Consider the following 25,363-nt stretch of genomic DNA (forward strand, 5'->3'; position numbering starts at 1 on the left):
AAGTTTCATGTCTCAGAATGTGTTCAGCCTGGCCTTTGGTGTCGGCACGCAAAATCGCGACGGCGCCTGGCTCGAAGTCTTCTATGCCCAGCCCCTGCTGAACCCCTCGGCAGAACTGATTGCGGCCATCACGCCGGTTCTCAATTATGCAGGCGGGAACCAAACCATCGCCTTTACGCCGTCTCAGGCGCGCTCTCTGGCCGATGCCTTGCGTGGCGTAGAGAACGCTCAGACTCAGATGGCCCTGCTAACCCGTCTGGCTGAAAGCGCCAAGCCGCTGGTTGCCACGATTCTGGCGGAAGACGCTGCGCCCTCCTCAACGCCTGAGGCGTACCTGAAGCTGCATTTGCTGTCGCATCGCCTGGTCAAGCCGCACGGCGTCAACCTGAGCGGCATCTTTGCCCTGCTGCCGAATGTTGCCTGGACCAATCAGGGTGCCATCGACCTGGCAGAACTGCCTTCCGAGCAACTGGAAGCCCGTCTGCGCGGCAAATTGCTGGAAGTGTTCTCCGTCGATAAATTCCCCAAGATGACCGACTATGTCGTTCCCAGTGGCGTGCGCATCGCCGATACCGCCCGTGTTCGTCTGGGCGCTTATATCGGTGAAGGCACAACCGTCATGCATGAGGGCTTCGTAAACTTCAATGCCGGTACGGCGGGCCCGAATATGGTCGAAGGCCGCGTCTCGGCGGGTGTATTCGTCGGCAAGGGTTCGGATCTGGGCGGCGGCTGCTCCACCATGGGTACTTTGTCTGGCGGTGGCAATATTGTGATCAGCGTTGGCGAGGGCTGCCTGATCGGTGCCAACGCGGGCATCGGCATTCCGCTGGGTGATCGCTGCACAGTGGAGTCCGGCCTGTATGTAACAGCGGGCACCAAGGTGATTGTGCTGGATGATCAGAACCAGCAGGTACAGGTGGTCAAGGCGCGCGATCTGGCAGGCCAGAATGATCTTCTGTTCCGCCGCAACTCCCAGACCGGCGCGGTCGAGTGCAAAACCAACAAGAGTGCAATCGAGCTGAACGAAGCCCTGCACGCGCATAACTGAGTCATGGAACCCGGTACCTTGGTACCGGGTCCAGACCTGTAAGTAGGCCGCCCGCCGGCTCACGGCCGGGCGGCTTTTTTTCATCCGTTTCCAAAAGTTGAAGCCATGACATTGCCCTCCCCCTGGCGCACCGACTTTCCGGCCCTTGCTGCCTTTGAAGAAGACGGCATCACCTATCTGGACACTGCGGCCACAGCGCAAAAGCCCAAGGCTGTACTGGATGCGCTCACAGCGTACTATGCCCGCGGCGCCGCCAATGTTCATCGCGCTCAGCACCGCCCTGGCGAGCGCGCCACCCAGGCCTATGAGTCCGTACGCGACAAGGTGGCCCGCTGGCTAGGCGCTTCCAGTTCTAGGGAAGTCGTGTTTACGCGCGGCACGACGGAAGGGCTCAATCTGATAGCCTACGGGCTTGAGCATCATTTCAAGCCCGGCGATGAAATTGTGGTCAGTGCCCTGGAGCATCATGCCAACCTTCTGCCCTGGCAGCAGTTGGCTCGGCGCCAGGGGGTAGAGTTGATCGTATTGCCGCTTACAGACTCGGGCCATATCGACCTCAATCGAGCCAGTGAACTGATCGGCCCACGCACGCGTCTGGTTGCCATCAGCCAGCTGTCGAACGTATTGGGAACCTGGCAGCCGCTGGCCGAGCTCTCCCGTCTGGCCCACGATCAAGGCGCCTGGTTCGTTGTGGATGGCGCTCAAGGCGTGGTTCATGGCCGCCACAGTCCCAAGGACCTGGGCGCGGATTTCTATGTATTTTCCGGCCATAAGCTCTACGCACCAGAGGCCATAGGGGTACTCTGGGGACATGCCGAGGCCCTGGCAGCTCTTGCGCCTTGGCAGTTTGGTGGCGAGATGGTGCGTAACGCCGATTATCAACACGCTGAGTTTCATTCTGCTCCCATGGGGCTGGAGGCCGGGACACCGCCTGTTGGTGCAGCCATTGGCTTGGGAGCAGCATTGGATTGGCTCAGCGCACAAGACGAGTCATCCATTTTTGGTCATGAGCAGGCGTTGTGCGTGAAACTACAGGCCGGACTGGCGGCTCGCGAGGGCGTTCGTGTATTGGGCGAGCCGCAGATTGCCCTGGCCAGCGTAGTGGTTGATGGCATACATGTGGCTGATCTTTCCCATATGTTGGGCGAGCAAGGCATTGCCGTGCGGGCGGGCAATCATTGCGCCATGCCGCTGTTCAAGCGCCTGGGCGAGGCAGGCTCGCTGCGTATTTCGCTTGGTCTGTATAGTGACTCAACGGATCTGGAGCGCTTCTTCATGGCGCTGGATAATGCCTTGGAGCTACTACGATGACAGGTTTGACGACTGAGGCGCAGGCTGCGCTGGATGCCTTCTCTTCCGCCAACGGGTGGGAAGCTCGTTCACGCCTCTTGCTGCAGTGGGCGACACGCTTGCCCGATGTTGAGACCCGACGAGACGAAGATCGGGTCTATGGCTGTGAAAGTCAGGTCTGGGTCACTCACAAGCAGGATGGAGAGCAGCACTTCTTTCGAGCGGGCAGCGATTCTCGCATTCTCCGTGGCCTGCTGGCTGTACTCTTGGTCCGAGCCAATGGACTGACCCAGGAAGAACTGGCCGTGCTGGATATTCATGACTGGCTGGGCCAACTAGGGCTGGAGCGGCAACTCTCCGCCTCTCGTGGCAATGGCCTACGTGCGGTAGTCGAACGCATGCGAACGCTGGCTGAAGCCTAGCCGAACCCCACTCCCCTCCGCGCAGTCCGAAGAAGAGACGAGTTGAGGAGTTTTCTATGGCTGCGCAGATCCGTATTGGTATTTCCGGCTGGCGCTACGTGCCTTGGCGGGGTGTTTTCTATCCTGAAGGGCTGACTCAAAACAAGGAGCTGCGCTTTGCCTCACGGGCGCTGTCTACAATCGAGATCAATGGCTCCTTCTATTCGCTTCAGCGCCCTCAGAGCTACGCCAGCTGGTATGCAGAAACCGGTGAAAACTTTCTTTTCAGCGTCAAAGGTCCGCGCTACATCACGCATATCCTGCGCCTAAAAGATATCGAAAAAGCGATGGCCAATTTTCTGGCCTCCGGCATCTTTGAGCTCAAGGAGAAACTGGGACCTATCCTCTGGCAGTTTCCAGCTAATTTGAAGTTCGAGCCTGAGCGGTTTGAGGCATTTCTAAAGCTCCTGCCTCAGGACACCCAGACCGCCCAGGCGCTCGCCCTGCATTGTGAGGCGCGCATGGAGGGCCGCTGCAGCCTGAGTATCGATGCCAATCGCCCCTTGCGCCATGCCGTCGAGATCCGGCATGAGAGCTTTATCGACCCCGCTTTTGTCGAGCTACTGCGGCGCTATAACGTGGCGCTGGTAATTGCCGACACAGCGGGCAAGTGGCTGTACCGGGAGGATGTCACGGCAGACTTTCTTTATATACGCCTGCACGGTCACGAGCAGCTCTATTCAAGCCGCTACTCGGATGAAGCGCTGCACTATTGGACGTCTCGCATTCAGGCTTGGGCGCAAGGTGGAGAGCCGGACGATGCCCAGCTGATTGACCAGGCACATCGGTTGCCCACACAGGAGAGCCGAGACATCTATTGCTATTTTGATAATGATGCCAATGTCCACGCGCCGTTCGATGCCGACCGGCTCACAGTGGCGCTAGGCCTGAAGGAAAGCCTGGGCAAATGGGATCTAAGCCTGATTGGCGAGGAGGCCAAGCCGAAGCGAAAGAAAAAGGCCAATGCGCCTTAGGATCTACTCCGACGCGCCCGGAAGAAATCGGTCAGCAAGGCGCCACACTCTTCAGCCAGAAGACCGCCCTCAACGATAACGCGATGGTTCAGGAAATCCTGCTTGAAAAACTGCCCACGGCTTTCTACCGCACCGGCACGCGGTTCACGTGCACCATACACCAGACGCTGGATCCGGGCGTGCACCAGAAGCCCTGAACACATGCTGCACGGCTCAAGGGTTACATACAAGGTAGTGTCCGGCAGACGATAGTTTTCCAGCGCCAAGGCCGCTGCACGAATGGCCTGCATTTCTGCATGGGCGCTGGGGTCATGGCCAGTAATGGGCTGATTGAAGCCGCGTCCGATGATCCGTCCGTCATGAACCAGTACCGCACCGACAGGCACCTCACCCAGGGATGCGCCTTCAGCTGCCAGCGCCAGCGCCTCTCGCATGAAAAGCTCATCCTGACTACGGTCGATAATGGGAGGGAAACGGCGCATACGATTCATGACAAGCTCAAACGTCAGCTGACCTCAATGGTCCCCATGAGGCCGGTTTCCATGTGGTCGATCACATGGCAGTGAAGCATCCATTGTCCCGGATTATCGGCCACCAGCGCTACCCGAGCTGTCTCGTTCTTGCCGAGCAGGTAGGTGTCGGTGTAGTACGGCGTCACGGGATGCCGGTCCGAGCTCAAGACCTTGAAGGTCAGCCCATGCAGATGCACAGGATGGAAATACTGGGCCATGTTACGAAACTCAAGGATATAACTCTGCCCAAGCTTGAGCTTCGCCAACGCTGGATGCGGGTCCCCTTCCTTGTGCTCGCCACCGGCCTGGCCGTTGATCTGCCAGTACATCGCCTTGCCGCAGTACGCCGGGTCGCTGGCCAGAGTCGCTACCCATTCGAAGCGAAAGCTTACAGTTTCCGCGCGTTCAAGGTCCGGCTCGCTGACAGGGTTTGGCGGCAAGGGCCGCGGCCATTCTCCAGGCTGGGCGCCCTGATCGGTAGACCCCAGGGTGGCCAATCGCAGCGGGCCGTTACGCAGGGACACCTCTGTCCCGGCTGCCGGTACCCTATATGCCAGATCGATACGCATACCAGGGCCTAGCAGGTACTCATCGCCAAACGCCCGAGGCTCGATAGGATGGCCGTCCAGCGCGTAAATACGCGCCTCGACATCCGTCAGGTTCAATCGGTAGGTTGCCGTGTTATCCACATTCAGAATGCGCAAACGCACCACTGCGCCCGCGGGCAGATCAATAGTGGGAACGTGCTTTCCATTTACCGTGGTCAGCCGACCCAGCGTGCCTACGCGAGCCGCCTCTCGAGGAATGCTGAACGCTGTAAAGGCTCCTTGATCATCCACATGCCAGTTCTTCAGGCACAACGTCATGTCGTGCGCAAAGCCGGTCGGCTCACGTTCTTCGACAATGAGCGGTCCTTCCAAGCCTCGCCCTAGTTGCTCACTACTGGCGACATGCGGGTGATACCAATAGGTTCCGGCGTCCGGCGTCTTGAACTGATAGACGAAACTCTCGCCCGGCAGCACTGGTGCCTGCGAGATATACGGTACGCCATCCATCTCGATGGGCAGACGAATGCCATGCCAGTGAATCGTGGTGGGCTGATCGAGATGATTAGTGAAGCGGACACGCAACCATTCGCCTTGCCGCGCCCGAATTTCCTTGCCTGGAAATTGGCCGCCATAGGCCAGCGCAGGCGTAATATGCCCTGGCACCAACTCGACATCCAGCGGCGCCGCGATCAGCTCGTAGTCATATGCTTTGGCCACCTGTGGCCGCCCCAGCCACCAGCGAGCGCCGCCAGCGCCTACCCCTACCACAACCAGACCGGTCAAACCGCCGAGCACCTGGCGCCGCGTGAAAGACATGAAATACAGTCCCTCGGGAAATTGGAGGAGCGCACAATACACCCGATTTCACTCAAAGATAAGAAGCACTCTCAATTAAGTAAGCGGAGACGCACGCTTTCAGACTGATGGGAGATGAGCGACCTAGGCCCTGGGATCAAGCCGTGTCGTTTCGCGGTGAACGATTTCAAATCCCAGGTCTACATGACGCCCCGGCCTGTCCTGCCCCGCCAGATGAGCGACAAGCAGCTCTGCGGCCTCACAACCGATGCGATAGCGTGGTGTTGCCACAGTCGTGAGCGGCGGAGACGTCCAGGCCGACCCGTTTAGGTCATGGAAGCCCATGATGGCCATGCGGTCGGGAACGGCAATACCCAGGCGGCCGCATTTGAAAACAGCGCCCTGCGCCAAGTCATCATTGCAAAAGAACAGCGCCTCACAATCGGGATGTGCACGGTGCATCCGCTCAAACAGCTCTGCCCCCAGCGCCAGGGAAGAGTTGCTGGTCACAAACAGCTCCCGCTGTGGATCATATAAGCCGGCTTCCTCAAGCGCCTGGCGGCACCCATCCCGACGCCGCAGCGTGCGTGGATCGCCCTGCGCGCCAATGATGCCGATACGTCGATAGCCGCACTCGATCAGATGACGGGCCGCGGCATACCCAGCGGCAAACTGGGAAAACCCTACGCTCCAACAATCGTCCCGCGTCAGAGTTTCGATGGTATGCACCGTTGGAATCTGCTGTTGTTCCAGCAATGCCCATAGCCCGGGCGTATGGTCGATACCCGTCAGGATCACCCCATCCGGGGAATGCTGCAGATAGGTACGCAGCAGGTGTTCCTCCTGTTCGAGCGAGTAGCCGGTTATGCCGATGAGCAGGTTATAACCATGCCAGTCGAGCCGCTCCTTGATGCCGACCAGGATGTCGACGAACACGCTATTGGTAAGCGAGGGGATCAACACGACAATATTCTGGGAACGTGCCGACGCCAAGGCCATAGCGGCTTGGTTGGGGACGTAGCCCAGCTGGCTGCATGCTTCGAGGATCTTGTCACGCACCGGCACGGCGACCTTTTCCGGCGTCTTGAGCGCTCGGGAAACCGTAATCGAACTCACGCCGACGTGTTCCGCTATGTCCTGCATCGTGACTCTTCTACGAGCCGGTTTCCGGTTTCTCATCATCCATACCGTTATAAGCACAGCTGATTTTAGCGTCAAAAGAGGTCTTTACAAACAAAATGTAGGCGCTAACATCGAAATGTAGGCGCTAACATTCGCTTGATAAAAACAATAGTGGTGAACGCATCATGTCCTTGCCCCTCACACGTTCTTTTCCAGCACAGCGTCTGATACCTGTCATCGCTCCGGAGCGCTCGCTGCGCCCCTTCACCTCTGATCTGAAGAACAACAAAGCATGAGCGAACCCACACAACGCCGACTACGCAGCCAGCAATGGTTTGATGATCCTGCCCATGCCGACATGACCGCACTTTATGTCGAGCGCTATATGAACTACGGACTGACCCGTGATGAATTGCAATCGGGTCGACCTATTATCGGGATCGCCCAGACAGGTAGCGACCTGGCCCCCTGCAACCGCCACCATTTGGAACTTGCCCAACGCGTCAAGGCCGGCATTCGCGACGCAGGCGGAATTCCCATGGAGTTTCCGGTGCACCCGCTCGCTGAGCAGAGCCGGCGGCCTACCGCTGCGCTGGATCGAAACCTGGCTTATCTCGGGCTTGTGGAGATTCTGCACGGCTATCCGCTCGATGGCGTGGTGTTGACTACAGGCTGCGACAAAACCACCCCGGCCTGTCTGATGGCAGCCGCCACGACAGATCTTCCTGCCATCGTGCTTTCCGGCGGTCCCATGCTGGACGGCTGGCATAACGGCAAGCGTATCGGCTCCGGAACCGTGCTTTGGCATGCACGCAACCTGTTGTCTGCCGGGACGATCGACTACGAAGGCTTCATGGAAATGACCACGGCGGCCTCCCCGTCCATCGGCCACTGCAACACCATGGGCACAGCCCTCTCCATGAACTCACTGGCCGAGGCGCTCGGCATGTCGCTGCCTGGGTGCGCCAGTATTCCGGCTGCCTACCGCGAGCGTGGCCAGATGGCCTACGTCACAGGCAAGCGCATTGTCGACCTGGTGAAAGAAGAAATTCGTCCCTCGCAGATCATGACGCGAGAGGCATTCGAAAATGCCATCGTGCTGGCTTCGGCCCTAGGGGCTTCCAGCAACTGCCCTCCACATCTGATCGCGATTGCCCGCCATATGGGTATTGATCTGAGCCTGGAAGATTGGCAGCGCCTGGGCGAGGACGTCCCGCTGCTGGTCAATTGCATGCCGGCGGGTGAATACCTGGGTGAAAGCTTTCACCGCGCGGGCGGTGTACCGGCCGTGCTTCACGAACTCGATAAGGCCGGTTTGATCCATCGGCACTGCAACACCGTCTCCGGCAAAACCATTGGCGAGATCATCACGCAGCATCAGACGCTGGATAACGATGTGATTCGCCCCTGTGAATCGCCCCTCAAGCATCGCGCCGGGTTTATCGTCCTGAGCGGCAATTTTTTCGATAGCGCCATCATGAAGGTCTCGGTTATTGGTGAAGCGTTCCGTCAGACCTATCTGGCCGAGCCAGGCAAGGAGAACACCTTCGAGACGCGTGCGATTGTCTTCGAGGGGCCTGAGGATTATCACGCCCGTATCAACGATCCCAGCCTGGAAATCGATGAGCACTGCATCCTGGTCATTCGCGGTTGCGGCACAGTGGGATACCCCGGCAGCGCCGAGGTGGTCAACATGGCGCCACCTTCAGAACTGATCCGTCGAGGCATCGATTCACTGCCCTGCATGGGTGACGGACGCCAGAGCGGCACCTCAGCCAGCCCGTCTATTCTCAACATGTCACCCGAAGCAGCTATAGGCGGCGGACTTGCCCTGCTCAGGACAGGGGACCGCCTGAGGGTCGACCTTAATGCACGACGGGTCGAACTGCTGATCGACGAGGATGAACTGGAGCGTCGGCGCGGCGAAGCCTTGCCCAGCATTCCGACCTCTCAGACCCCCTGGCAGGAGCTCTACCGCAAACTGGTCGGGCAGTTATCGACTGGCGGCTGCCTGGAGCCAGCCACCCTGTATATGCGAGTGATCACCGAAAACGGTGCCCCTCGCCACTCCCATTGAGCAAGGAGAACCGCATGTCTTCCTACACGCCTTCACATCCCCTGACGGCGGCCTATCAAGCGCCTGACGACATGGCCGCTGGTACCTGGGTCGGCCGTGTCTGGCTACCCGGCTCCACCGCCGGCCCTGCCGTGGTGCTCGTCAAAGAGCAGGCAGTGTATGACATCAGCACCTCGGTTTCGACCGTATCCGCGCTGATGGAACTGGACAACCCTGCTGCCTATCTTCGTGAGCTGCCATTGCCAGCTCCCCTGATAGACCTGCCAGGTCTGCTCGCCAATAGCGACAGCCGCGAGCGTGATGAGAGCAAGCCCTGGCTTCTCGCACCAATCGATCTACAGGCTATCAAGGCAGCCGGTGTCACCTTCGCGGCCAGCCTGCTGGAGCGCGTCGTCGAAGAACAGGCCAAGGGCGATCCGGGCAAGGCGGCTGACATCCGCGCCTCATTGACTGAGCGCATCGGCGTTGATCTATCCGACATCGTGCCAGGATCAGATCAGGCAGAAGCGCTACGAAAGGTACTCATCGAGCAGGGCCTATGGTCTCAATATCTGGAAGTAGGTATAGGGCCGGACGCCGAAGTGTTTACCAAGGCCCAGCCTCTTTCAGCGGTAGGTTACGGCTCAGACATTGGTATTCACCCCAAATCCACCTGGAACAACCCAGAGCCTGAGATTGTGCTGGTGGTCTCCAGTACGGGCAAAGTTCAGGGCGCGACCTTGGGTAACGATGTAAACCTCAGGGATTTTGAAGGTCGTAGCGCTCTGCTGCTGTCCAAAGCCAAGGACAATAATGCTTCAACAGCCATCGGCCCTTTCATTCGTCTTTTCGATGAAAGTTACGGCATCGACGATGTGCGCTCGGCAGAGGTTGACTTGCGCATTCACGGCGAAGACGGCTATCTGCTGGAAGGCCACAGCTCCATGCGCCAGATCAGCCGAGACCCACTCGATCTGGTCGCGCAGACGCTTAATGCCAACCACCAGTACCCGGATGGGTTTGTCCTGTTTCTCGGTACCCTATTCGCTCCACGCCAGGATCGCGATCAACCCGGCGGTGGCTTCACTCACAAGCTGGGCGATGTGGTCATGATCAGCACATCGCGTTTGGGCACGCTGAGCAACCGGGTCACCACCAGCGACCAAGCTGCCCCGTGGTCCTTTGGCATTCGCTCACTAATGGACAATCTTCAGCGCCGCGGCCTGCCTTTGAGCGTTGTTCCTCTGCAGTGATCCATCAGCCGCCCTGTATTTACCTGAACTGTTCAGCCTGACTGCTCCAGGCTGAACCTGCCTCATTACTCAGCACAGTTTTCTGATTCGCAAGGAGGCGGATCGTTGTACTCCAGGGAATCGCTAACAAATACAAAAACCGGCTGCCTCCACAGCCTAGGAGACAACATGAACCGTGCCAAATCCTCTGGATTCTTGGTATTCGTCACTATTGCCGCAGCATTCGGCGGCTTGCTGTTCGGCTACGACACTGCCGTGATTTCCGGTGCTGTAGAACCGATACGGATGCACTTTATTGACCCGTTGTTTCAAGACCCGATGCAGGCCAGTCGGGTCGTCATTGAGTTCAAGAACACGCTTTTGCTCAGTACCCTGCTTGTGCTTGCCTTAAGTATCTATTACTTCATGCGGCTTTACGGACGCATGCGTGGCTTAGTATTTGCTGCGATTGTTTCCGCTATTACGGGCTGGCTGTTCTACAGGCAAGTTTTCATTCTTCCTGATGAAATCACGCCTAATCTCGCCAACTCTATTACTGGATTTACCATTGCATCAGCCCTGCTAGGCTGCGTAATCGGGGGCTTTTTTGCGGGCTATATCAGCCAGCGTCTAGGCCGTCGCAACGGGCTGATCCTAGCCGCCTTGCTTTTTATCGTATCGGCTATCGGCTCCGCCTTGCCTGAAGTCGTCAACGTATTTGGTATTGAGCACATCAGCGCCTTTAACCTATATAGGATCATAGGCGGAATAGGGGTTGGTATTGCCTCCATGCTTTCGCCTATGTACATCGCTGAAATTGCGCCCAGCCACATGCGTGGTCGCCTGGTGTCGTGCAACCAGTTCTGCATCATTTTTGGCATGTTATTGGTGTATTTCGTCAATTACTTCATTGCCCGCGGCCAAACTACGGAATGGCTGAGCCAATACGGCTGGCGATGGATGCTGGGCTCAGAGATCGTACCGGCTTTCGCCTTTATGGCGCTTCTTCTCAAGACGCCTGAAACACCCCGTTATCTCGTCATGAAAGGCCAAACGGGCCGTGCCATGGAGGTACTTGAACAAATCAACGGCTCTGCCGCAGCACAAACCATTCTTAATGAGATTCGTCTGTCCTTCCAGCAGAGCCACCGTGAAGCGCCCTGGCTCTCTTATGGCGGCACCCTCATCCTGATTGCCATGCTGCTGTCCATCTTCCAACAGTTTGTGGGCATCAATGTGGTGCTGTACTACGCGCCGGAAATCTTCAAGAACATGGGTAGCCAAGCAGACGTCTCGTTGATCCAGACCATCATTGTTGGTGCAGTCAATCTGATCTTCACGGTTGTTGCCATCGTTTTAGTAGATCGTGTTGGGCGTAAACCCCTGATGATCATCGGCGCGCTTGGAATGGCCGTTAGCATGCTGGGGCTAGGTACAGCGTTCTACCTCCAAAGCCTAGGCATTACTGCCCTGTTGATGATGCTGGTGTACGTAGCCGCCTTTGCAGTTTCCTGGGGGCCTGTGGTGTGGGTTCTGCTTTCAGAGATCTTTCCTAACAGCATTCGAGGCGCCCTTTCCATTGCTGTCGCTACTCAATGGTTAGCCAATCTACTGGTGTCCTGGACGTTCCCCATGATGAACAGCAATGCCTGGTTGAACGACCTTTTCAACCACGGCTTCGCCTATTGGGTATATGGCGCTATGGGCCTGCTGGCCGCTGTATTTGTCTGGCGTTGGGTCCCAGAGACAAAAAACAAAACCCTGGAAGAAATGAATGCTGCCTGGTCACCTCGGACGCCTTCAGCATCCGACTTGGTCGCCGAGCGCGCCTAATTCTTGTCCATACAGAGAAATCTAAATGACTCAAGCAACTGCACAGTACCCTAGCCTCAAGGACCGCACCGTTTTCATTACGGGTGGCGGCAGCGGCATCGGTGGTGCCCTGACTCGCGCCTTTCACACACAAGGCGCACACGTCGCCTTTATCGATATCGACGAGCAGGCCAGTCAGCGCCTGATAACTGAGCTGGAGACCGAAACCGGCCAAGCCCCCTGGTTTCGCCGCTGTGATATCCGAGACATCGATAGTCTTCAGGAAGCCATAAGGGACGCAGGACAAGCGTTGGGACCTATCCGTGTTTTGGTTAACAACGCTGCCAACGATGATCGTCACGATTGGCGCGAAGTGGATATCCAATACTGGGACAACCGCATGGCCATCAACCTGCGCCCCCTATTTTTTGCTATCCAGGCCGCTGCGCCACAGATGATCCAGGCTGGCGGCGGATCGATCATCAACTTTGGCTCTATCAGCGTCCAGCTTGCGCTTGGCGGGCTGGCAGCCTATGTCAGTGCCAAAGCAGCGGTACATGGGCTGACACGAACCTTTGCGCGGGATCTAGGTGTCGATGCTATTCGTGTCAATACGGTTGTGCCAGGCTGCATCATGACCGAGCGTCAACTGGAGAAATGGATCACGCCGGAAGACGAAGCCCGTATTCAGGAACACCAGTGCCTCAAACTGCGCCTGCTTCCTGAGCACGTTGCCCCTAGTGTGTTGTTCCTCGCGGCGGATGACAGTGCCCAACTGACAGGGCACGAGTTTCCTGTCGACGGTGGCTGGGGCTAAAACGGATCGGCTAAAAGCACAAAGGCCACCTTTCTAGGCGGCCTTTGTGCTTAATGCGTCAGATCATTCCCACTCGATCGTTGCCGGCGGCTTGCTCGACACGTCGTAGGTCACGCGGGAAATGCCGTCAATCTCGTTGATGATGCGGTTGGAAACCTTTTCCAAGAGCTCATAAGGCAAGTGAGCCCAACGCGCGGTCATGAAGTCGATCGTTTCCACAGCACGCAGGGCCACGACCCAGGCGTAACGGCGGCCATCGCCAACCACACCAACCGACTTGACCGGCTGGAATACTACGAAAGCCTGGCTGACTTTGTGATACCAATCAGCCTTGCGCAGTTCGGTGATGAAAATGTCATCCGCGCGACGCAGCAGGTCGGCGTATTCCTTTTTCACTTCACCTAGGATACGCACGCCCAGACCCGGGCCCGGGAAAGGATGGCGGTACACCATGTCATAGGGCAGACCCAGCTCCAGACCAATCTTGCGGACCTCATCCTTGAACAGCTCACGCAGCGGCTCGACAAGCTTCAGGTTCATCTCTTCCGGCAGACCACCCACGTTGTGGTGGGACTTGATCACGTGCGCCTTGCCCGTCTTGGCGCCAGCAGACTCGATCACGTCCGGATAGATAGTGCCCTGTGCCAGGAACTTGATGTTTGGCAGCTTGCTAGCTTCTGCATCGAACACGTCGATAAAGGTGCGGCCAATGATCTTGCGCTTCTTCTCTGGGTCGGCTTCGCCTTCCAGATTGGTCAGGAAGCGGTGCTCGGCATCGGCACGAATGACCTTCACGCCCATGTTCTCGGCAAACATGGCCATGACCTGATCGCCCTCATGCAGACGCAGCAGACCGTTATCGACGAAGACACAGGTCAGCTGATCACCGATGGCCTTGTGCAACAGCGCAGCGACCACGGAAGAGTCCACACCACCGGACAGCCCGAGCAGCACGTTGGCGCTACCAACCTGGGCACGAACCTGGGCAATGGCGTCTTCAACGATATTGGAGGGTGTCCACAGTGCTTTGCACTGGCAAATATCCAACAGGAAGCGCGACAGGATACGGCCGCCCTGCTTGGTATGAGTCACTTCCGGATGGAACTGCACGCCATACCAGCCGCGCTTTTCGTCACCCATGGCTGCAATGGCGCAGCTTGGAGTGCTGGCAACGATATGGAAACCTTCCGGCAGGTTGGACACCTTGTCGCCATGGCTCATCCAAACATCCAGACCGAGGACGCCATCGTCGTCGATATAGTCTTCGATACCGTCAAGCAAGCGGCTCTTGCCGACTACATCGACTTTGGCATAACCAAATTCGCGAACGTTGGAGCCTTCGACTCTGCCGCCCAGCTGCTCGGCCATGGTTTGCATGCCATAGCAGATGCCTAGCAGCGGAACGCCCAGCTCGAATACGGCCTTGGGTGCGCGAGGGCTGTTGGCTTCATGTACCGATTCCGGTCCGCCGGCAAGGATGATACCGCGAGGGGCAAAGGCACGGATGTCGGCGTCATCCATATCGAAGGGATGGAGTTCGCAGTAAACACCGAGCTCACGCACACGGCGTGCGATCAACTGGGTGTACTGGGAACCGAAGTCGAGAATCAGAATACGGTGAGCGTGGATGTCTTGGGACATGGCCATTTCTCATGAGCGGTAAGAACAGACGATTCGGGGCCGTCCATGACAGCCCCGAATCTCAACATAAAACACCCAGCGAACCTATCGTCGCGGCAATCAGCCTACGCGGTAGTTGGGCGCTTCTTTCGTAATTTGCACATCGTGTACATGGGATTCCGCCATGCCGGCGCCGGTGATGCGAACGAATTGAGGTTTGGTACGCATCTCCTCGATTGTGGCGCAGCCGGTGTAACCCATGGAGGCACGCAGGCCACCCATCAATTGGTGAATGATAGCGGCTAACGGGCCTTTGTACGGTACGCGACCTTCAATGCCTTCCGGTACCAGCTTTTCAGCACCGGACGCGGAGTCCTGGAAATAACGGTCGCTGGAGCCCTGGCTCTGCGACATCGCACCCAGCGAGCCCATGCCACGGTAGGATTTATAGGAGCGACCCTGGAACAGCTCGACCTCGCCCGGTGCTTCTTCGGTACCGGCAAACATGGAACCCATCATCACACAGTAACCGCCCGCCACGATGGCCTTGGACAGGTCACCGGAGAAACGGATGCCACCGTCAGCGATCAATGGAACACCTGTACCTTCCAGCGCAGCGGCAACGTTGGCAATGGCGGAGATCTGCGGAACACCTACACCGGCTACGATACGCGTGGTGCAGATGGAGCCCGGGCCGATACCGACCTTGACGGCATCGGCGCCTGCATCAGCCAATGCCTTGGCCGCTTCGCCGGTCGCGATGTTGCCACCAATGACCTGTACCTGCGGATAGGTTTCCTTGACCCAGCGCACACGCTCGATCACACCCTTGGAGTGACCGTGAGCGGTATCGACCACGATGACGTCAACACCGGCAGCAACCAGCGCAGCCACACGCTCAGGCGTCTCGGCGCCGGTACCGACGGCAGCACCGACACGCAGGCTGCCCGCTTCGTCCTTACTGGCGTTCGGGTAGGCCTTGGCTTTTTCGATGTCCTTGACGGTCATCATGCCTTTCAGGTTGAAGGCCTCATCGACGATCAGGACCTTTTCCAGACGGTGCTTGTGCAAGAGCTCGCGCACTTCCTGCTTGTTGGCACCCTCGCGAACGGTAACGAGACGCTCCTTGGGAGTCATCACATCGCGCACCGGAATATCGAGGCGGTTTTCAAAGCGCACATCACGGGAGGTGACGATACCGACCAGATCACCGTTGGCCAGGACCGGTACACCCGAGATGTTGTGCTGACGCGTCAGGTCGAACAGGTCGCGGACGGTTGCGCTGGCATCGATCGTGATCGGGTCCTTTACAACGCCGGCCTCGAAGCGCTTGACCTTGCGGACTTCAGCAGCTTGCTGCTCGATTGTCATGTTCTTGTGGATGATTCCGATACCGCCTTCCTGGGCCATGGCAATGGCGAGACGGGACTCGGTTACGGTATCCATCGCAGCGGATACCAAGGGAATGTTCAACTCGATACCGCGCGTGAGGCGGGTCTTCAGGCTAACGTCTTTTGGCAAGACATCGGAATAACCGGGAATCAGGAGAACGTCGTCGAAAGTCAGGGCTTCTTGGCTGATGCGCAGCATGGCAGGGGCTCCCGGGCGGGAAAAATAAGAAGCGCGACATTATACCTGTCCTAGAGGAAAGCCTCAACGTAGGCATGAAAGTTGCCGCTCCGTTTACATGGGAAACAATATCAAATTAGAATAATTATCATTACCAAATAATGAGTGCCTATCTTGAAAGCCTCGCCACGCCCCTTCGGCCATGTCCGGCAAATACCTTTTCTTCTTTCCCTGCTTGCCGGTTGCATCGCTGCGTACACCCTACCCGCCCAGGCGGAAGACCGCGTCGACCTGTCTACCATGGAAATTCAGGCAGATATGCCTCAGGTAGAAGACGGGTATACAGCCGTACAGGCAGGTACAGCCAGCAAGAGTGATGTGCCAGTCAAGGAGGAAGCACAGTCTATTGAGGTCGTAACGCCTGAAATCATTCAGGACTACGACGTTCAGTCGCTGGATGATGCAATGAAGTTTGTCAGCGGCGTCAGCCAGGGCAATACCTTGGGGAACACCAAGGATTCATTGGTCAAGCGGGGATTTGGTACGAATGCCGACGGTTCGATCTTTCGCGATGGCGTACGCTCGAACCTGTCCCGCAACTTTGGTCCTACCAGTGAGCGGGTCGAAGTTCTCAAGGGCCCGGCTTCTCTTCTTTACGGAGCACTTGAGCCAGGCGGTCTGATTAACGTAGTCAGCAAACAGCCTCAGTATGTGCAGAGTACCACCCTTGGCGGCTCGGCCTTCAGCGAAGGGGGCGGTAGCCTGAGTGTCGATACTACCGGGCCTGTAAAAGATACCGGTTTTGCGTATCGCCTGATCGCCGAGCGGCAAAGCGAGGACTATTGGCGCAACTATGGTGTCAATCAGCACACCCTCATCGCTCCTTCGCTGAGTTGGACTGGCGAACGCGCCAGCGTGACGCTGGCCTATGAATACAACGACTATACGAGCCCGTTTGACCGCGGCACGGTGTTTGTCGATGGCCATCCGGCCAGTATCAGCTACGATAAGCGTCTGGATGAGAAATGGGCCAACACAACCGGCATCAGCGAGACTGCAACGGCTCGATTCGAGTATCAGCTTAGCGACGAGTGGAAGACGCGTCTGACCTACGGTTGGAATAACGACCGCTATAGCCTCGCCATCGCTCAGCCGGTCTCGGTTACGTCCAGTGGCGAACTTCTGCGAACAGCCAATGGCGGTCATTATGATTACGAGACCACCTACACCAGCTGGGACTTTATTGGGAAACAGGACTTCCTGGGCCAGCGCCATGATTTATTGATCGGTATCGATCATGAAATGAATGATCAGTACCGTGGCAAGACCTACCGCAATAGCACTGGCTCTCGCCGTAACATCAATATCTATTCGCCTGCCTACGGCACGCTTGCCGAGCCCAGTCAGGTCAGTCCTACACAAAGCAATGCCCGCAATGAGCTTGAGTCCACCTCACTTTATTTTAAAGATAACTGGCATCTAGATGATCGTTGGATTTTGGTCTTGGGAGGTCGCTATCAGCAATTCGAGCAATATGCCGCCCAAGGTTTGGGAGCAAACCGAAAAACCATTCTGGATAGGGACGATCAGGTAGTTATCCCGTTTGTTGGTCTGGTTTTTCAAGCAACCGACGCCCTGTCGCTCTACGGAAACTACAGCCGCTCCTTTGTTCCCAACACCACCGTGGACGATCTCAATCAGACATTTGATCCGGAAAAAGGACGCAGCTATGAACTGGGTGCCAAATACACTCTGGCGCCGGGCCTGAATCTGAACGCGGCCGTGTTCGATATCGAAAAAGACAATGTAGTGAGCACTCGCATGGTCAACGGAAAGTCGATAGGCAGTGCAGGCAAAGTGAGTGCTCGCGGGCTGGAACTGGACGTAACCGGGCGGCTGTCCGAGCGTTGGAACATCATCGGCACCTATGCCTATACCCGCACGCGCATTCTGGAAAATAACAGCAATCCCACCTGGGAAGGCAACCGCCTCAATCAGGCACCTAAACATACGGCCAGCCTGTACCTCACCCATCATTTGCAGGTGCCGTCCAACCTGGGTGACTGGCATACCGGTGCAGGTGCGCGCTATGTAGGGGAACGTGCAGGTGACGACGAGAATAGCTTTTATATGAGCAGCTATACCGTCGCTGACGCCTTCCTGCGCTGGGACTTGCCTGTGCATGGCTATAAAGCCAAGCTGCAACTCAACGTCGACAATCTGTTTGACAAGCATTACTACCCCTCCAGCACCGGTAGCGCATTGCAGGTCAATGTGGGCGAGCCTCGTACGGCGCGCCTGAGTGCCAGCGTGACCTTCTGAGGGCATCAGATTATCCGTCTGGGCACCCTGCCCAGACGGCCCATCCCACCTAGGCGGCTCTCTGTTCTTATGCTCAACTGTCGGCACAAGAACACAACGGAGCGCCGCCATGCACATCGTCATCCCGGATGACTATCAACACGTTGTCGAAACCCTGGACTGCTTTACCCTGCTCGAACGTGCCGGGCATACCGTCACGGTCTATCATGATGCCGAGCGTGACCCAGCCGTTCTGATCGAGCGCTTTCGAGAAGCCGATGCGCTGGTGCTGACCCGTGAGCGAACACATGTCGACGAGGCGCTGCTGTCCCATCTACCCCGCCTCAAGCTGATCAGCCAGACCGGCAAGGCGACCGGTCATCTGGATGTCGCAGCCTGTACTCATCGCGGAATTGCGGTGGTGGAAGGCACCGGCTCGCCCATCGCCGCTGCCGAACTGACCTGGGCGCTGATTCTCATGGCGCGGCGCAAGCTCAAACCAGCCATTGATGCCTTTTATGCCGGTGGCTGGCAGGTCAATCTGGGCGAACGCGTGAACGGCCAAATTTTGGGTATCTGGGGCTACGGCAAGATTGGCAAGCTGCTCGCCCGATATGGTCAGGCCTTTGGCATGCCTGTTCTGGTGTGGGGCAGCGAGACCTCGAGGCAGGCTGCACTGGCGGACGGTCATCGCGCCGCCGACAGCCAGGAAACCTTCTTTGCCGAGTCGGATGTACTGAGCCTGAACCTGCGATTTTCAGACAAGACCCGTCATATCGTCCGTCGTGAGGACTTAGCGTTGATGAAGAAGTCAGCCCTTTTGGTGAATGCTGCCCGTGCAGGTCTGATCGAGCCGGGCGCACTGCTTGAAGCTGTCGAGGCAGGTCGCCCAGGTTATGCCGCGGTAGACGTGTATGAAGAGGAGCCCGTACCGGCCGGCCATCCCCTCCTTTCCCACCCCAACATCCTGTGCACCCCTCACCTGGGCTACGTGGAAAAGCACAGCTACGAACTCTACTTTGGCGAAGCGTTTGCCAATCTGATCGCCTTTTTTGCGGGCGAGCCGGAGAATGTCGCGAACCTGGACGTGCTGGGTCGCTAGCATCCAGCCGATGGCGGGCTTATGATGCCCGCCATGCTTAACGATCCTTTTCAACGTCTCGGCCTCGACCGTGAGGTCCTAACCGTCAGCCAGCTCAACGGCCGCGCCCGTGTTCTGCTGGAAGACGTCTTTTCTCAGGTCTGGGTAGAAGGCGAGATCTCCAACCTTGCCCGCCCCGCCTCCGGCCATATCTACTTTACCTTGAAGGATAAGGAGGCCCAGGTACGGTGCGCCCTCTTCCGGCAGAACGCCGTGCGTGTCAGGAACCTGCTCAAGGATGGCATGGCGGTGAAGGTTCGCGGCAAGGTCTCCCTGTTCGAAGGCCGTGGTGATTATCAGCTGATTCTGGAAACCCTGGAGCCAGCAGGTGACGGGCTCTTGCGACAGGCATTCGAAGCCCTGAAGCAGAAACTGCTGGACGAAGGCTTGTTCGCGCAAGAGCGAAAGAAACCGCTGCCGGGCCATCCGTGCCGTATCGGAATCGTGACCTCACCGACTGGAGCGGTCATCCGCGATATCGTCAGCGTTTTCAAGCGCCGTGCGCCACAGGTCGAGCTGGTCCTGATACCTACGGCAGTACAAGGGCGTGAGGCCACCGGACAGATCGTTCGTGCGTTGCAAACGGCAGACGTGCAGGGTTTCGACGCGATCATTCTGGCCCGGGGCGGCGGCTCCCTTGAGGATCTATGGTGCTTTAACGAAGAGCAGGTTGCCCGCGCTGTTGCAGCCGTTCAAACGCCTATCGTGAGTGCGGTCGGGCATGAGACGGATGTGTCGATTGCCGACTTCGTGGCCGACGTACGCGCCCCTACCCCCTCAGCTGCAGCCGAACTATTGGCCCCTCACAGCGGGGACCTTAAAAACCGCCTGGACGCGCTGTATCGGCGCCTGGTTGTCCGCATGGGTGAGCGGCTTAGCCGTGAGCAGTTGCGCTTGGAAAACATGACGCGTCGGCTCAAGCATCCGGGCGAGCGGCTGCGCCAGCAAGCACAGCGTATCGATGATCTGGACATGCGCCTGCGCCGCGCCTTTGTCATCGACATGAACCGACGGCGGGACCGCCTTGCCCATGTCGAGACGCGACTGGCCGGCCAGCATCCGGGCCGTCAACTTGCTTTGCTACGTCAGCGTCTGGATCAACTGGCCCAGCAGCTTCCGCGCTGCATGGAACGTCAGCTCAAGGAGCGTCGTCAGCGCTTGGCCGCCCAGGTTCAAACGCTACATATCGTCAGCCCGCTTGCCACTCTGGGTCGTGGTTACAGCATTCTGCTCGACGAACGCGGCCACGCCATCCGATCCGCCGATCAAACGCGTAATGGCCAGCGCCTCAAAGCCCGCCTGGCTGAAGGCGAGCTGGATGTTCGGGTGGAAGACAATCATCGGGAACCAACGACGCTCTCCCTACTGGACTGACCATTAGCAGGCGCGACTGAAAAACGTTTCTACCTGAACACGTGCGCTCAGCTCGTCGACATAGCGGCGCACCGAGTCAGGCCACTCTAGCCCAGCCGTGACGCTCAGGCCTCGCAGAATTGGAAACAGGTTGAAGTCATCCAGCAGGAGCTGCGGACGTACCGGGTCAAGGCCGTACATCTCAACTAATAGCGTCAAGCGGTGGTTGATGTCTTCAATGGCCTGCTGGCTGTTTGACAGGGCCGCATTGAAATCTCCGATGATCTGGCTTTTCTTCTCGACAAACAGTGCGTGCGCCTCACGCGAGCCCATCTCCTTGAGGCCGATCTGTGCCCAGCGCGGATAGCCCAGCTGCTGAAACGACGGCAGGGCAGATTCAATCCAGGCGGTTACAGCTTGTGAATGGGCCTGTTCGATCATTGGTCTGTCATCGAGATGATCAAGATAGTGAACAATCGCCAGACTTTCCGTCATGGCGGTCCCGTCGTCCTTTACTAGGATCGGGACAGTCTTCTTGCCTACCAAACGCTCAGGGGTAGCTGCATCGTCATACAACAGCACCTGAAGCGTTGCATCGAGTTGCTTGAGGCCTAGCGCCATACGCGCCTTGGTACTGAAGGGACAGTGTTCGTAGTAGTAGAGCTTCATAAGGCTTCTCCTTGAGGTCCTCATGCAGTGACCGGTGTGAACTCGCCCGGGTTCAGCCACGAGCGATTTGCCAGAAGCCAAGACATGAACGAGGATGACTGGATCACATCGCCTTGATTGTTTTCCTATGCCTCGCTTTCTTCTGCTACTGATTACCCTGTGTTTTACCTTTTGCGCCCATGCTGAAGGCTTCATCACCCGCCTGCTGGATAAACCTGTTCCAGGGGGTGTAGCGGTTGTTCCATTGGGCAACGGCCCGACGGCTCCCAAAGCGACCTATCAAGGGAAGCCGGTCATGGTGGTCCATGAAGAGGGCCAGCGCTGGATCGCTATCGTCGGTATTCCACTCACGATCAAACCCGGTCAGCAGACGTTGACGGTCAATGGTAGCCGCACGGAAACCTTTGCCGTGCGCAGTCGCCACTATAAGGAGCAGCACATCACGCTGAAAAATGATCGGCAGGTAAACCCCAATCCGTCGGATCTCAAGCGAATCGAGCGTGAGCTGGCTGAGCAGACTAAGGCCTATCAGATCTTTTCCCCCGGTACTCCCAGTAACCTGCTGCTGGACCGCCCCGTCGATGGACGCCTTTCCAGCCCGTTCGGCTTGCGGCGCTTTTTCAATGGCCAGGAGCGCAACCCACATTCAGGCCTCGATTTTGCCGTTCCAGCCGGTACACCGATCAAGGCGCCAGCCGCAGGCAAGGTCATTCTGATTGGCGATTATTTCTTTAATGGCCGTACGGTATTCGTCGACCACGGACAGGGCTTTATCAGCATGTTCTGCCATATGTCCAAAGTGAACGTAAAGCTGGGGCAGGAAGTACCCAGAGGTGGCGTGGTGGGCTTCGTGGGGTCGACGGGTAGAGCCACCGGGCCGCATATGCACTGGAATGTCAGCCTGAACGATGCACGGGTCGATCCCGCCATCTTCATCAACGCCTATACACCCTGACGGGGTCAATGAAAGCCCGTAAGCCCGCAAGGCTTACGGGTATAACAATCCTACCGCTTGCAAAGCGCCTCGCAGGGCACCCCGTCGTGATTTCCATCAATCTGAGTGTTGCCACATTGCTGCAGTTGAAATTTCGCCTCGGCGCAGCTGGACATGGCATTACAGCGTTTGAGCGTCGAGCAGTTGAACTCGCCGCCTTCCTCGCTTGCCGACTTGACCGGCGGCGTGTAGGTGGCTGATCCCTGCCGCTTATCCTGACGCTTATCACGGTCGGCCTTGCGCCACTCCCACGGTGGCATGCGTTCCGACTCCGGTAGCGCCCAAAGACCGCGCTTGGCCGCCTTGGCTTCGGCCTCAAGATCCAGCAGCGACTTGTCTTTCAAATACTGCCGGTACACCCAAGCCGAGCCGGACTTGACCTGCTCGGCATTCACATCTGTCCTGTCCTGGTAAACGCGCGCCACCTTGCGGCCGTAGCGGTCGGTATCCTGTACCTCAAGCCGCACATCCTTGCCAAAAACCATGCTGGAGAGGGACTGCTGCGCACGAGTCCCATAGGGCTGCTTGGACTCAGGCGTATCGATCTCGGCCAATCGAACCTTGAGCTGCTTTTTCTGTGGCATCAGGCAGGTTAGCGTATCGCCATCGTGCACACCTACCACACGGCAGTTGATGGTCTCGCCCTGGGCCAGCAACGGAAAAAGGAAAAAAGCGGCAAACGGAATCAGACGCCTCACGCGAAAACTCCTTGGGAGAAAATGGGTAGAGTTGCTGTTTAAAGTACCACTCCTGCGGTGCAGCGATCAGCGGTCCAGGGGAATCAGCTTGTACAGTTCACCTATGGTGCACCGCTCCGCATCGCCGGCTGGCGCATTGGAAATGATCAGATCTCCAGGCCGCAAACCGGCCGCTCTTGAGCTGTAGCCGATACGGTTACCTGCCTGCAGGTTGCCGCAAGGCTGCGCAAACTCAACCAGATAGGCCCGTCCCAGGCCAGTTCCCAGCGCAATGTGGCTGCGATCCAGATAACTCCATCCAGACAAGTCGAACCCAAGGATTGTACGGATTGGCTCGCCTTGGCTATAGCCCAGTCGCCTGAGTTTGCCGTCCAGCGTGGTCGGCGGTCCGAACGGTGTCGCACAGGCAGCCAGCAGTGAAATCAGCCCCAGCAGTCCCAGCGTTCTAAACACGCGCATTCAAGAATCCTTAACCTGTTGTCTCTATCATGGCGCTTTGAGTGCATGCGCCTTTGCCATGGCAGCACCCTATCGAATGTACTGTCTCAGAGGGTTAGGAAAGCGTGGCGCCTTATAGTTTCAATCCAGGCCTAATCGCGTCCGTTCAATGTTTCACTGACTTCGATCAGGCGTGAAAGACCTGCCTTCAGAGCCGCCACCGTGTCGGCGTCCAGAGGAAGCGTTTGTTTCATCGTACCGGGAATGCCACGTGCGGCCTCCTGCAGGGCTCGCCCATCCTGGGTCAGCGTTACCGCCACACAACGCTCGTCCTCAACCAGGCGAGACCGTTGGACCAGACCGGCGACTTCGAGGCGCTTGACCAGCGGGGTAAGGGTTCCGGTATCCAGATGCAGGCGCCTGCCGATCTCAGTGACCTTGAGCCCGTCCCGCTCCCAGAGCACAAGCATGACCAGGTATTGCGGATACGTAAGGCCCAGCGGCTCAAGCAGTGGCCGATAGGCGCGAACGGTGGCATTTGCCGCTGCGTAGAGCGGAAAACATAACTGCTCGTCGAGTGAAAGCTCGCACACGGAGCGATTTGGCGTCTCTTTTATCGAATCAGACATGACGACCTCGTCGAGACCAAAGCGAACATCCTGCGACGCCGAGCCTCTTGCTTGTTTACATTTCACGCAATTATATTGAACACAATATATCGGTAAGCCTCTAACTGCCAGATGCTACCTACTCTTGGAGAACATGCCCAATGGCTGATCTGTTTAGCGAACTGAAAATCAAAGACGTCACCCTGCGTAACCGTATTGCCGTCTCCCCCATGTGCCAGTACATGGCAAAAGACGGCATGCCCAACGAGTGGCACTTCCAGAATTATGCCTCGCGTGCGGCAGGCGGTGCAGGTCTTATTGTTGTAGAGGCAAGCGCCGTCTCCCCTGAAGGCCGTATTACCCCTGCTGACCTGGGGATCTGGAACGATGAACAGGCCGAAGCCTACAAGCCTATCGTCAACTTCATCAAATCCACCGGTGCCGTAGCCGGTATCCAGATTGCTCACGCCGGCCGCAAAGCCAGCGCCAACCGTCCCTGGGAAGGCGATGATCACCTGCCGGAAGACCATCCGCTGGCCTGGGAAACCATTGGCCCCTCCGATAATGCCTTTGGTGCCCACCTGCCCCGTGCCCCCAAGCAGATGACGGTTGAGGACATCCATCGCGTTACAGCTGATTTCGTAGCTGCTGCCAAGCGCGCTCTTGCGGCGGGCTTTGAACTGCTTGAGCTACACTTCGCCCATGGTTACCTGGCGCAAAGCTTCTTCTCGCCGCTGGCCAACAAGCGTACTGATGAATACGGTGGCGACTTCGAAGGCCGTGCACGCTTCCTGCTGGAAACCTTCCATGCCGTACGCGAGGTATGGCCCCAGAACCTGCCGCTGATCGTACGCCTAGGCGTGACCGACTTCGTTGAAGGCGATCAGGGTATGGAAGAGTCCATCGAACTGGTTCGCCGCTTCAAGGAAGGCGGTATGGACCTGATCGACGTCAGCATGGGCTTCAACACGCCTGATGTGTCCAATGTTCCATGGGGCAAGCCAGGCTTCATGGGCGACAAGGCAAAGCAGATCACCGATGCGGTCGATGTGTTGACCTCCATCAGCTGGTCCATTCGCGAGCCCAAGGACGCCAATGAACTCATCGAAAGCGGCCAGACCGACCTGATCATGCTGGGCAAGGCTGTACTGGGTGATCCCTTCTGGCCTTACCATGCGGCTATCGAATTGAGTCGCGAGAATCCTCAGGACCTGCTGCCACCGCCCTATGCGGCCTGGCTGAAGCGTCGCTGAGTTTTCGCTGTCCAAAAAGGCGCCCGTTACACGGCGCCTTTTTTATTTGGTT

General features: G+C 57.6%; 22 protein-coding genes. 13 read left to right on the forward strand and 9 right to left on the reverse strand.

Annotation, left to right across the window (positions count from 1 at the left end; translation table 11 throughout):
- The first annotated feature begins 7 nt into the window (after positions 1-7).
- From dapD to GM154_RS00420, 4 genes are all read left to right on the forward strand, one after another.
- Positions 8-1,048: a 2,3,4,5-tetrahydropyridine-2,6-dicarboxylate N-succinyltransferase gene (gene dapD / locus GM154_RS00405; protein WP_010797367.1), complete on the forward strand. Its 1,041-nt coding sequence runs from the start codon at positions 8-10 to the stop codon at positions 1,046-1,048.
- Positions 1,049-1,153: 105 nt separating this feature from the next.
- A complete protein-coding gene (locus GM154_RS00410) occupies positions 1,154-2,359 on the forward strand; it encodes an aminotransferase class V-fold PLP-dependent enzyme (protein ID WP_125889491.1) in 1,206 nt (401 codons plus the stop codon).
- Positions 2,356-2,760 carry a SufE family protein gene (locus tag GM154_RS00415; protein ID WP_074828047.1) on the forward strand — a complete coding sequence of 135 codons (405 nt, stop codon included), beginning with the start codon at positions 2,356-2,358 and terminating at the stop codon, positions 2,758-2,760. The genes GM154_RS00410 and GM154_RS00415 overlap by 4 nt, the downstream gene beginning before the upstream one ends.
- Positions 2,761-2,816: 56 nt before the next feature.
- Positions 2,817-3,773, forward strand: a complete 957-nt coding sequence (locus GM154_RS00420) for a DUF72 domain-containing protein (protein ID WP_010797364.1) — start codon at positions 2,817-2,819, stop codon at positions 3,771-3,773.
- On the opposite strand, the gene tadA is transcribed toward GM154_RS00420, so the two are convergent.
- The 3 genes from tadA to GM154_RS00435 form a co-directional block, all read right to left on the reverse strand.
- Positions 3,770-4,264, reverse strand: a complete 495-nt coding sequence (gene tadA, locus GM154_RS00425) for a tRNA adenosine(34) deaminase TadA (RefSeq protein WP_374940291.1) — start codon at positions 4,262-4,264, stop codon at positions 3,770-3,772. The genes GM154_RS00420 and tadA overlap by 4 nt on opposite strands.
- 14 nt (positions 4,265-4,278) lie before the next feature.
- Positions 4,279-5,649 (reverse strand): multicopper oxidase family protein, encoded by a 1,371-nt coding sequence (locus GM154_RS00430; protein ID WP_219650582.1) that lies wholly within the window; start codon positions 5,647-5,649, stop codon positions 4,279-4,281.
- 123 nt (positions 5,650-5,772) lie between these two features.
- Complete coding sequence (locus GM154_RS00435) at positions 5,773-6,771, reverse strand: LacI family DNA-binding transcriptional regulator (protein ID WP_219650583.1); 999 nt, start codon at positions 6,769-6,771, stop codon at positions 5,773-5,775.
- A gap of 271 nt (positions 6,772-7,042) precedes the next feature.
- On the opposite strand from GM154_RS00435, the gene GM154_RS00440 reads away from it, so the two are divergent.
- The 4 genes from GM154_RS00440 to GM154_RS00455 all read left to right on the forward strand — a co-directional run bounded on the left by GM154_RS00440 (position 7,043) and on the right by GM154_RS00455 (position 12,667).
- A complete protein-coding gene (locus GM154_RS00440; protein ID WP_219650584.1) occupies positions 7,043-8,827 on the forward strand; it encodes an IlvD/Edd family dehydratase in 1,785 nt (594 codons plus the stop codon).
- 71 nt (positions 8,828-8,898) lie between these two features.
- Positions 8,899-10,059: a fumarylacetoacetate hydrolase family protein gene (locus GM154_RS00445; RefSeq protein ID WP_219650933.1), complete on the forward strand. Its 1,161-nt coding sequence runs from the start codon at positions 8,899-8,901 to the stop codon at positions 10,057-10,059.
- A gap of 168 nt (positions 10,060-10,227) precedes the next feature.
- The gene (gene xylE, locus GM154_RS00450; RefSeq protein WP_010797358.1) at positions 10,228-11,871 is read left to right on the forward strand and encodes a D-xylose transporter XylE; all 1,644 of its coding nucleotides are present in this window, start codon (positions 10,228-10,230) and stop codon (positions 11,869-11,871) included.
- Positions 11,872-11,896: 25 nt separating this feature from the next.
- Positions 11,897-12,667, forward strand: coding sequence for an SDR family NAD(P)-dependent oxidoreductase (locus tag GM154_RS00455; RefSeq protein WP_219650585.1), 771 nt, complete (start codon positions 11,897-11,899; stop codon positions 12,665-12,667).
- Between the two features lie 63 nt (positions 12,668-12,730).
- Here GM154_RS00455 and guaA read toward each other — a convergent pair whose 3' ends face one another.
- Together guaA and guaB are read right to left on the reverse strand one after the other, a co-directional pair.
- The gene (gene guaA, locus GM154_RS00460) at positions 12,731-14,308 is read right to left on the reverse strand and encodes a glutamine-hydrolyzing GMP synthase (protein WP_219650586.1); all 1,578 of its coding nucleotides are present in this window, start codon (positions 14,306-14,308) and stop codon (positions 12,731-12,733) included.
- Between the two features lie 99 nt (positions 14,309-14,407).
- A complete protein-coding gene (gene guaB, locus GM154_RS00465) occupies positions 14,408-15,877 on the reverse strand; it encodes an IMP dehydrogenase (protein WP_125889351.1) in 1,470 nt (489 codons plus the stop codon).
- 279 nt (positions 15,878-16,156) lie between these two features.
- Between guaB and GM154_RS00470 the strand changes: the two genes are divergently transcribed.
- From GM154_RS00470 to xseA, 3 genes are all read left to right on the forward strand, one after another.
- Positions 16,157-18,178 carry a TonB-dependent siderophore receptor gene (locus GM154_RS00470; protein ID WP_219650934.1) on the forward strand — a complete coding sequence of 674 codons (2,022 nt, stop codon included), beginning with the start codon at positions 16,157-16,159 and terminating at the stop codon, positions 18,176-18,178.
- 109 nt (positions 18,179-18,287) lie between these two features.
- Positions 18,288-19,259 carry a D-2-hydroxyacid dehydrogenase family protein gene (locus tag GM154_RS00475; protein ID WP_219650587.1) on the forward strand — a complete coding sequence of 324 codons (972 nt, stop codon included), beginning with the start codon at positions 18,288-18,290 and terminating at the stop codon, positions 19,257-19,259.
- Between the two features lie 33 nt (positions 19,260-19,292).
- Positions 19,293-20,672: an exodeoxyribonuclease VII large subunit gene (gene xseA, locus GM154_RS00480; protein WP_219650588.1), complete on the forward strand. Its 1,380-nt coding sequence runs from the start codon at positions 19,293-19,295 to the stop codon at positions 20,670-20,672.
- Between the two features lie 3 nt (positions 20,673-20,675).
- On the opposite strand, the gene grxB is transcribed toward xseA, so the two are convergent.
- Positions 20,676-21,320, reverse strand: a complete 645-nt coding sequence (grxB, locus tag GM154_RS00485) for a glutaredoxin 2 (protein WP_010797351.1) — start codon at positions 21,318-21,320, stop codon at positions 20,676-20,678.
- 127 nt (positions 21,321-21,447) lie between these two features.
- Here grxB and GM154_RS00490 point away from each other — a divergent pair, with 127 nt between their 5' ends.
- Positions 21,448-22,275, forward strand: a complete 828-nt coding sequence (locus tag GM154_RS00490; protein ID WP_219650590.1) for a peptidoglycan DD-metalloendopeptidase family protein — start codon at positions 21,448-21,450, stop codon at positions 22,273-22,275.
- A 50-nt stretch (positions 22,276-22,325) separates the two neighbouring features.
- Here GM154_RS00490 and GM154_RS00495 read toward each other — a convergent pair whose 3' ends face one another.
- From GM154_RS00495 to GM154_RS00505, 3 genes are all read right to left on the reverse strand, one after another.
- Entirely contained in the window at positions 22,326-23,012 is a 687-nt protein-coding gene (locus GM154_RS00495; RefSeq protein WP_219650591.1) for a thermonuclease family protein, read from the reverse strand.
- A gap of 66 nt (positions 23,013-23,078) precedes the next feature.
- Positions 23,079-23,471: a DUF6491 family protein gene (locus GM154_RS00500; RefSeq protein ID WP_219650592.1), complete on the reverse strand. Its 393-nt coding sequence runs from the start codon at positions 23,469-23,471 to the stop codon at positions 23,079-23,081.
- A 131-nt stretch (positions 23,472-23,602) separates the two neighbouring features.
- A complete protein-coding gene (locus GM154_RS00505; RefSeq protein ID WP_219650593.1) occupies positions 23,603-24,079 on the reverse strand; it encodes a MarR family winged helix-turn-helix transcriptional regulator in 477 nt (158 codons plus the stop codon).
- Between the two features lie 140 nt (positions 24,080-24,219).
- Here GM154_RS00505 and GM154_RS00510 point away from each other — a divergent pair, with 140 nt between their 5' ends.
- Entirely contained in the window at positions 24,220-25,311 is a 1,092-nt protein-coding gene (locus tag GM154_RS00510; protein WP_219650594.1) for an NADH:flavin oxidoreductase/NADH oxidase, read from the forward strand.
- The last annotated feature ends 52 nt before the right edge of the window (positions 25,312-25,363 follow it).

Source organism: Pseudomonas sp. MAG002Y, assembly GCF_019400845.1.
Taxonomy (GTDB): Bacteria; Pseudomonadota; Gammaproteobacteria; order Pseudomonadales; family Pseudomonadaceae; genus Chryseomonas; species Chryseomonas luteola.

Bases quoted from the DNA above. Each gene is read 5' to 3' on its own strand.
- GM154_RS00470 (WP_219650934.1), top strand. From the start codon at position 16,157: ATGGAAATTCAGGCAGATATGCCTCAGGTAGAAGACGGGTATACAGCC.
- GM154_RS00440 (WP_219650584.1), top strand. From the start codon at position 7,043: ATGAGCGAACCCACACAACGCCGACTACGCAGCCAGCAATGGTTTGAT.
- dapD (WP_010797367.1), top strand. From the start codon at position 8: ATGTCTCAGAATGTGTTCAGCCTGGCCTTTGGTGTCGGCACGCAAAAT.
- xseA (WP_219650588.1), top strand. From the start codon at position 19,293: ATGCTTAACGATCCTTTTCAACGTCTCGGCCTCGACCGTGAGGTCCTA.
- GM154_RS00505 (WP_219650593.1), bottom strand. From the start codon at position 24,079: ATGTCTGATTCGATAAAAGAGACGCCAAATCGCTCCGTGTGCGAGCTT.
- GM154_RS00490 (WP_219650590.1), top strand. From the start codon at position 21,448: ATGCCTCGCTTTCTTCTGCTACTGATTACCCTGTGTTTTACCTTTTGC.
- GM154_RS00500 (WP_219650592.1), bottom strand. From the start codon at position 23,471: ATGCGCGTGTTTAGAACGCTGGGACTGCTGGGGCTGATTTCACTGCTG.
- grxB (WP_010797351.1), bottom strand. From the start codon at position 21,320: ATGAAGCTCTACTACTACGAACACTGTCCCTTCAGTACCAAGGCGCGT.
- tadA (WP_374940291.1), bottom strand. From the start codon at position 4,264: ATGAATCGTATGCGCCGTTTCCCTCCCATTATCGACCGTAGTCAGGAT.
- GM154_RS00475 (WP_219650587.1), top strand. From the start codon at position 18,288: ATGCACATCGTCATCCCGGATGACTATCAACACGTTGTCGAAACCCTG.
- GM154_RS00415 (WP_074828047.1), top strand. From the start codon at position 2,356: ATGACAGGTTTGACGACTGAGGCGCAGGCTGCGCTGGATGCCTTCTCT.
- GM154_RS00510 (WP_219650594.1), top strand. From the start codon at position 24,220: ATGGCTGATCTGTTTAGCGAACTGAAAATCAAAGACGTCACCCTGCGT.
- xylE (WP_010797358.1), top strand. From the start codon at position 10,228: ATGAACCGTGCCAAATCCTCTGGATTCTTGGTATTCGTCACTATTGCC.
- guaA (WP_219650586.1), bottom strand. From the start codon at position 14,308: ATGTCCCAAGACATCCACGCTCACCGTATTCTGATTCTCGACTTCGGT.
- GM154_RS00420 (WP_010797364.1), top strand. From the start codon at position 2,817: ATGGCTGCGCAGATCCGTATTGGTATTTCCGGCTGGCGCTACGTGCCT.
- GM154_RS00445 (WP_219650933.1), top strand. From the start codon at position 8,899: ATGGCCGCTGGTACCTGGGTCGGCCGTGTCTGGCTACCCGGCTCCACC.
- GM154_RS00430 (WP_219650582.1), bottom strand. From the start codon at position 5,649: ATGTCTTTCACGCGGCGCCAGGTGCTCGGCGGTTTGACCGGTCTGGTT.
- GM154_RS00435 (WP_219650583.1), bottom strand. From the start codon at position 6,771: ATGCAGGACATAGCGGAACACGTCGGCGTGAGTTCGATTACGGTTTCC.
- GM154_RS00410 (WP_125889491.1), top strand. From the start codon at position 1,154: ATGACATTGCCCTCCCCCTGGCGCACCGACTTTCCGGCCCTTGCTGCC.
- GM154_RS00455 (WP_219650585.1), top strand. From the start codon at position 11,897: ATGACTCAAGCAACTGCACAGTACCCTAGCCTCAAGGACCGCACCGTT.
- guaB (WP_125889351.1), bottom strand. From the start codon at position 15,877: ATGCTGCGCATCAGCCAAGAAGCCCTGACTTTCGACGACGTTCTCCTG.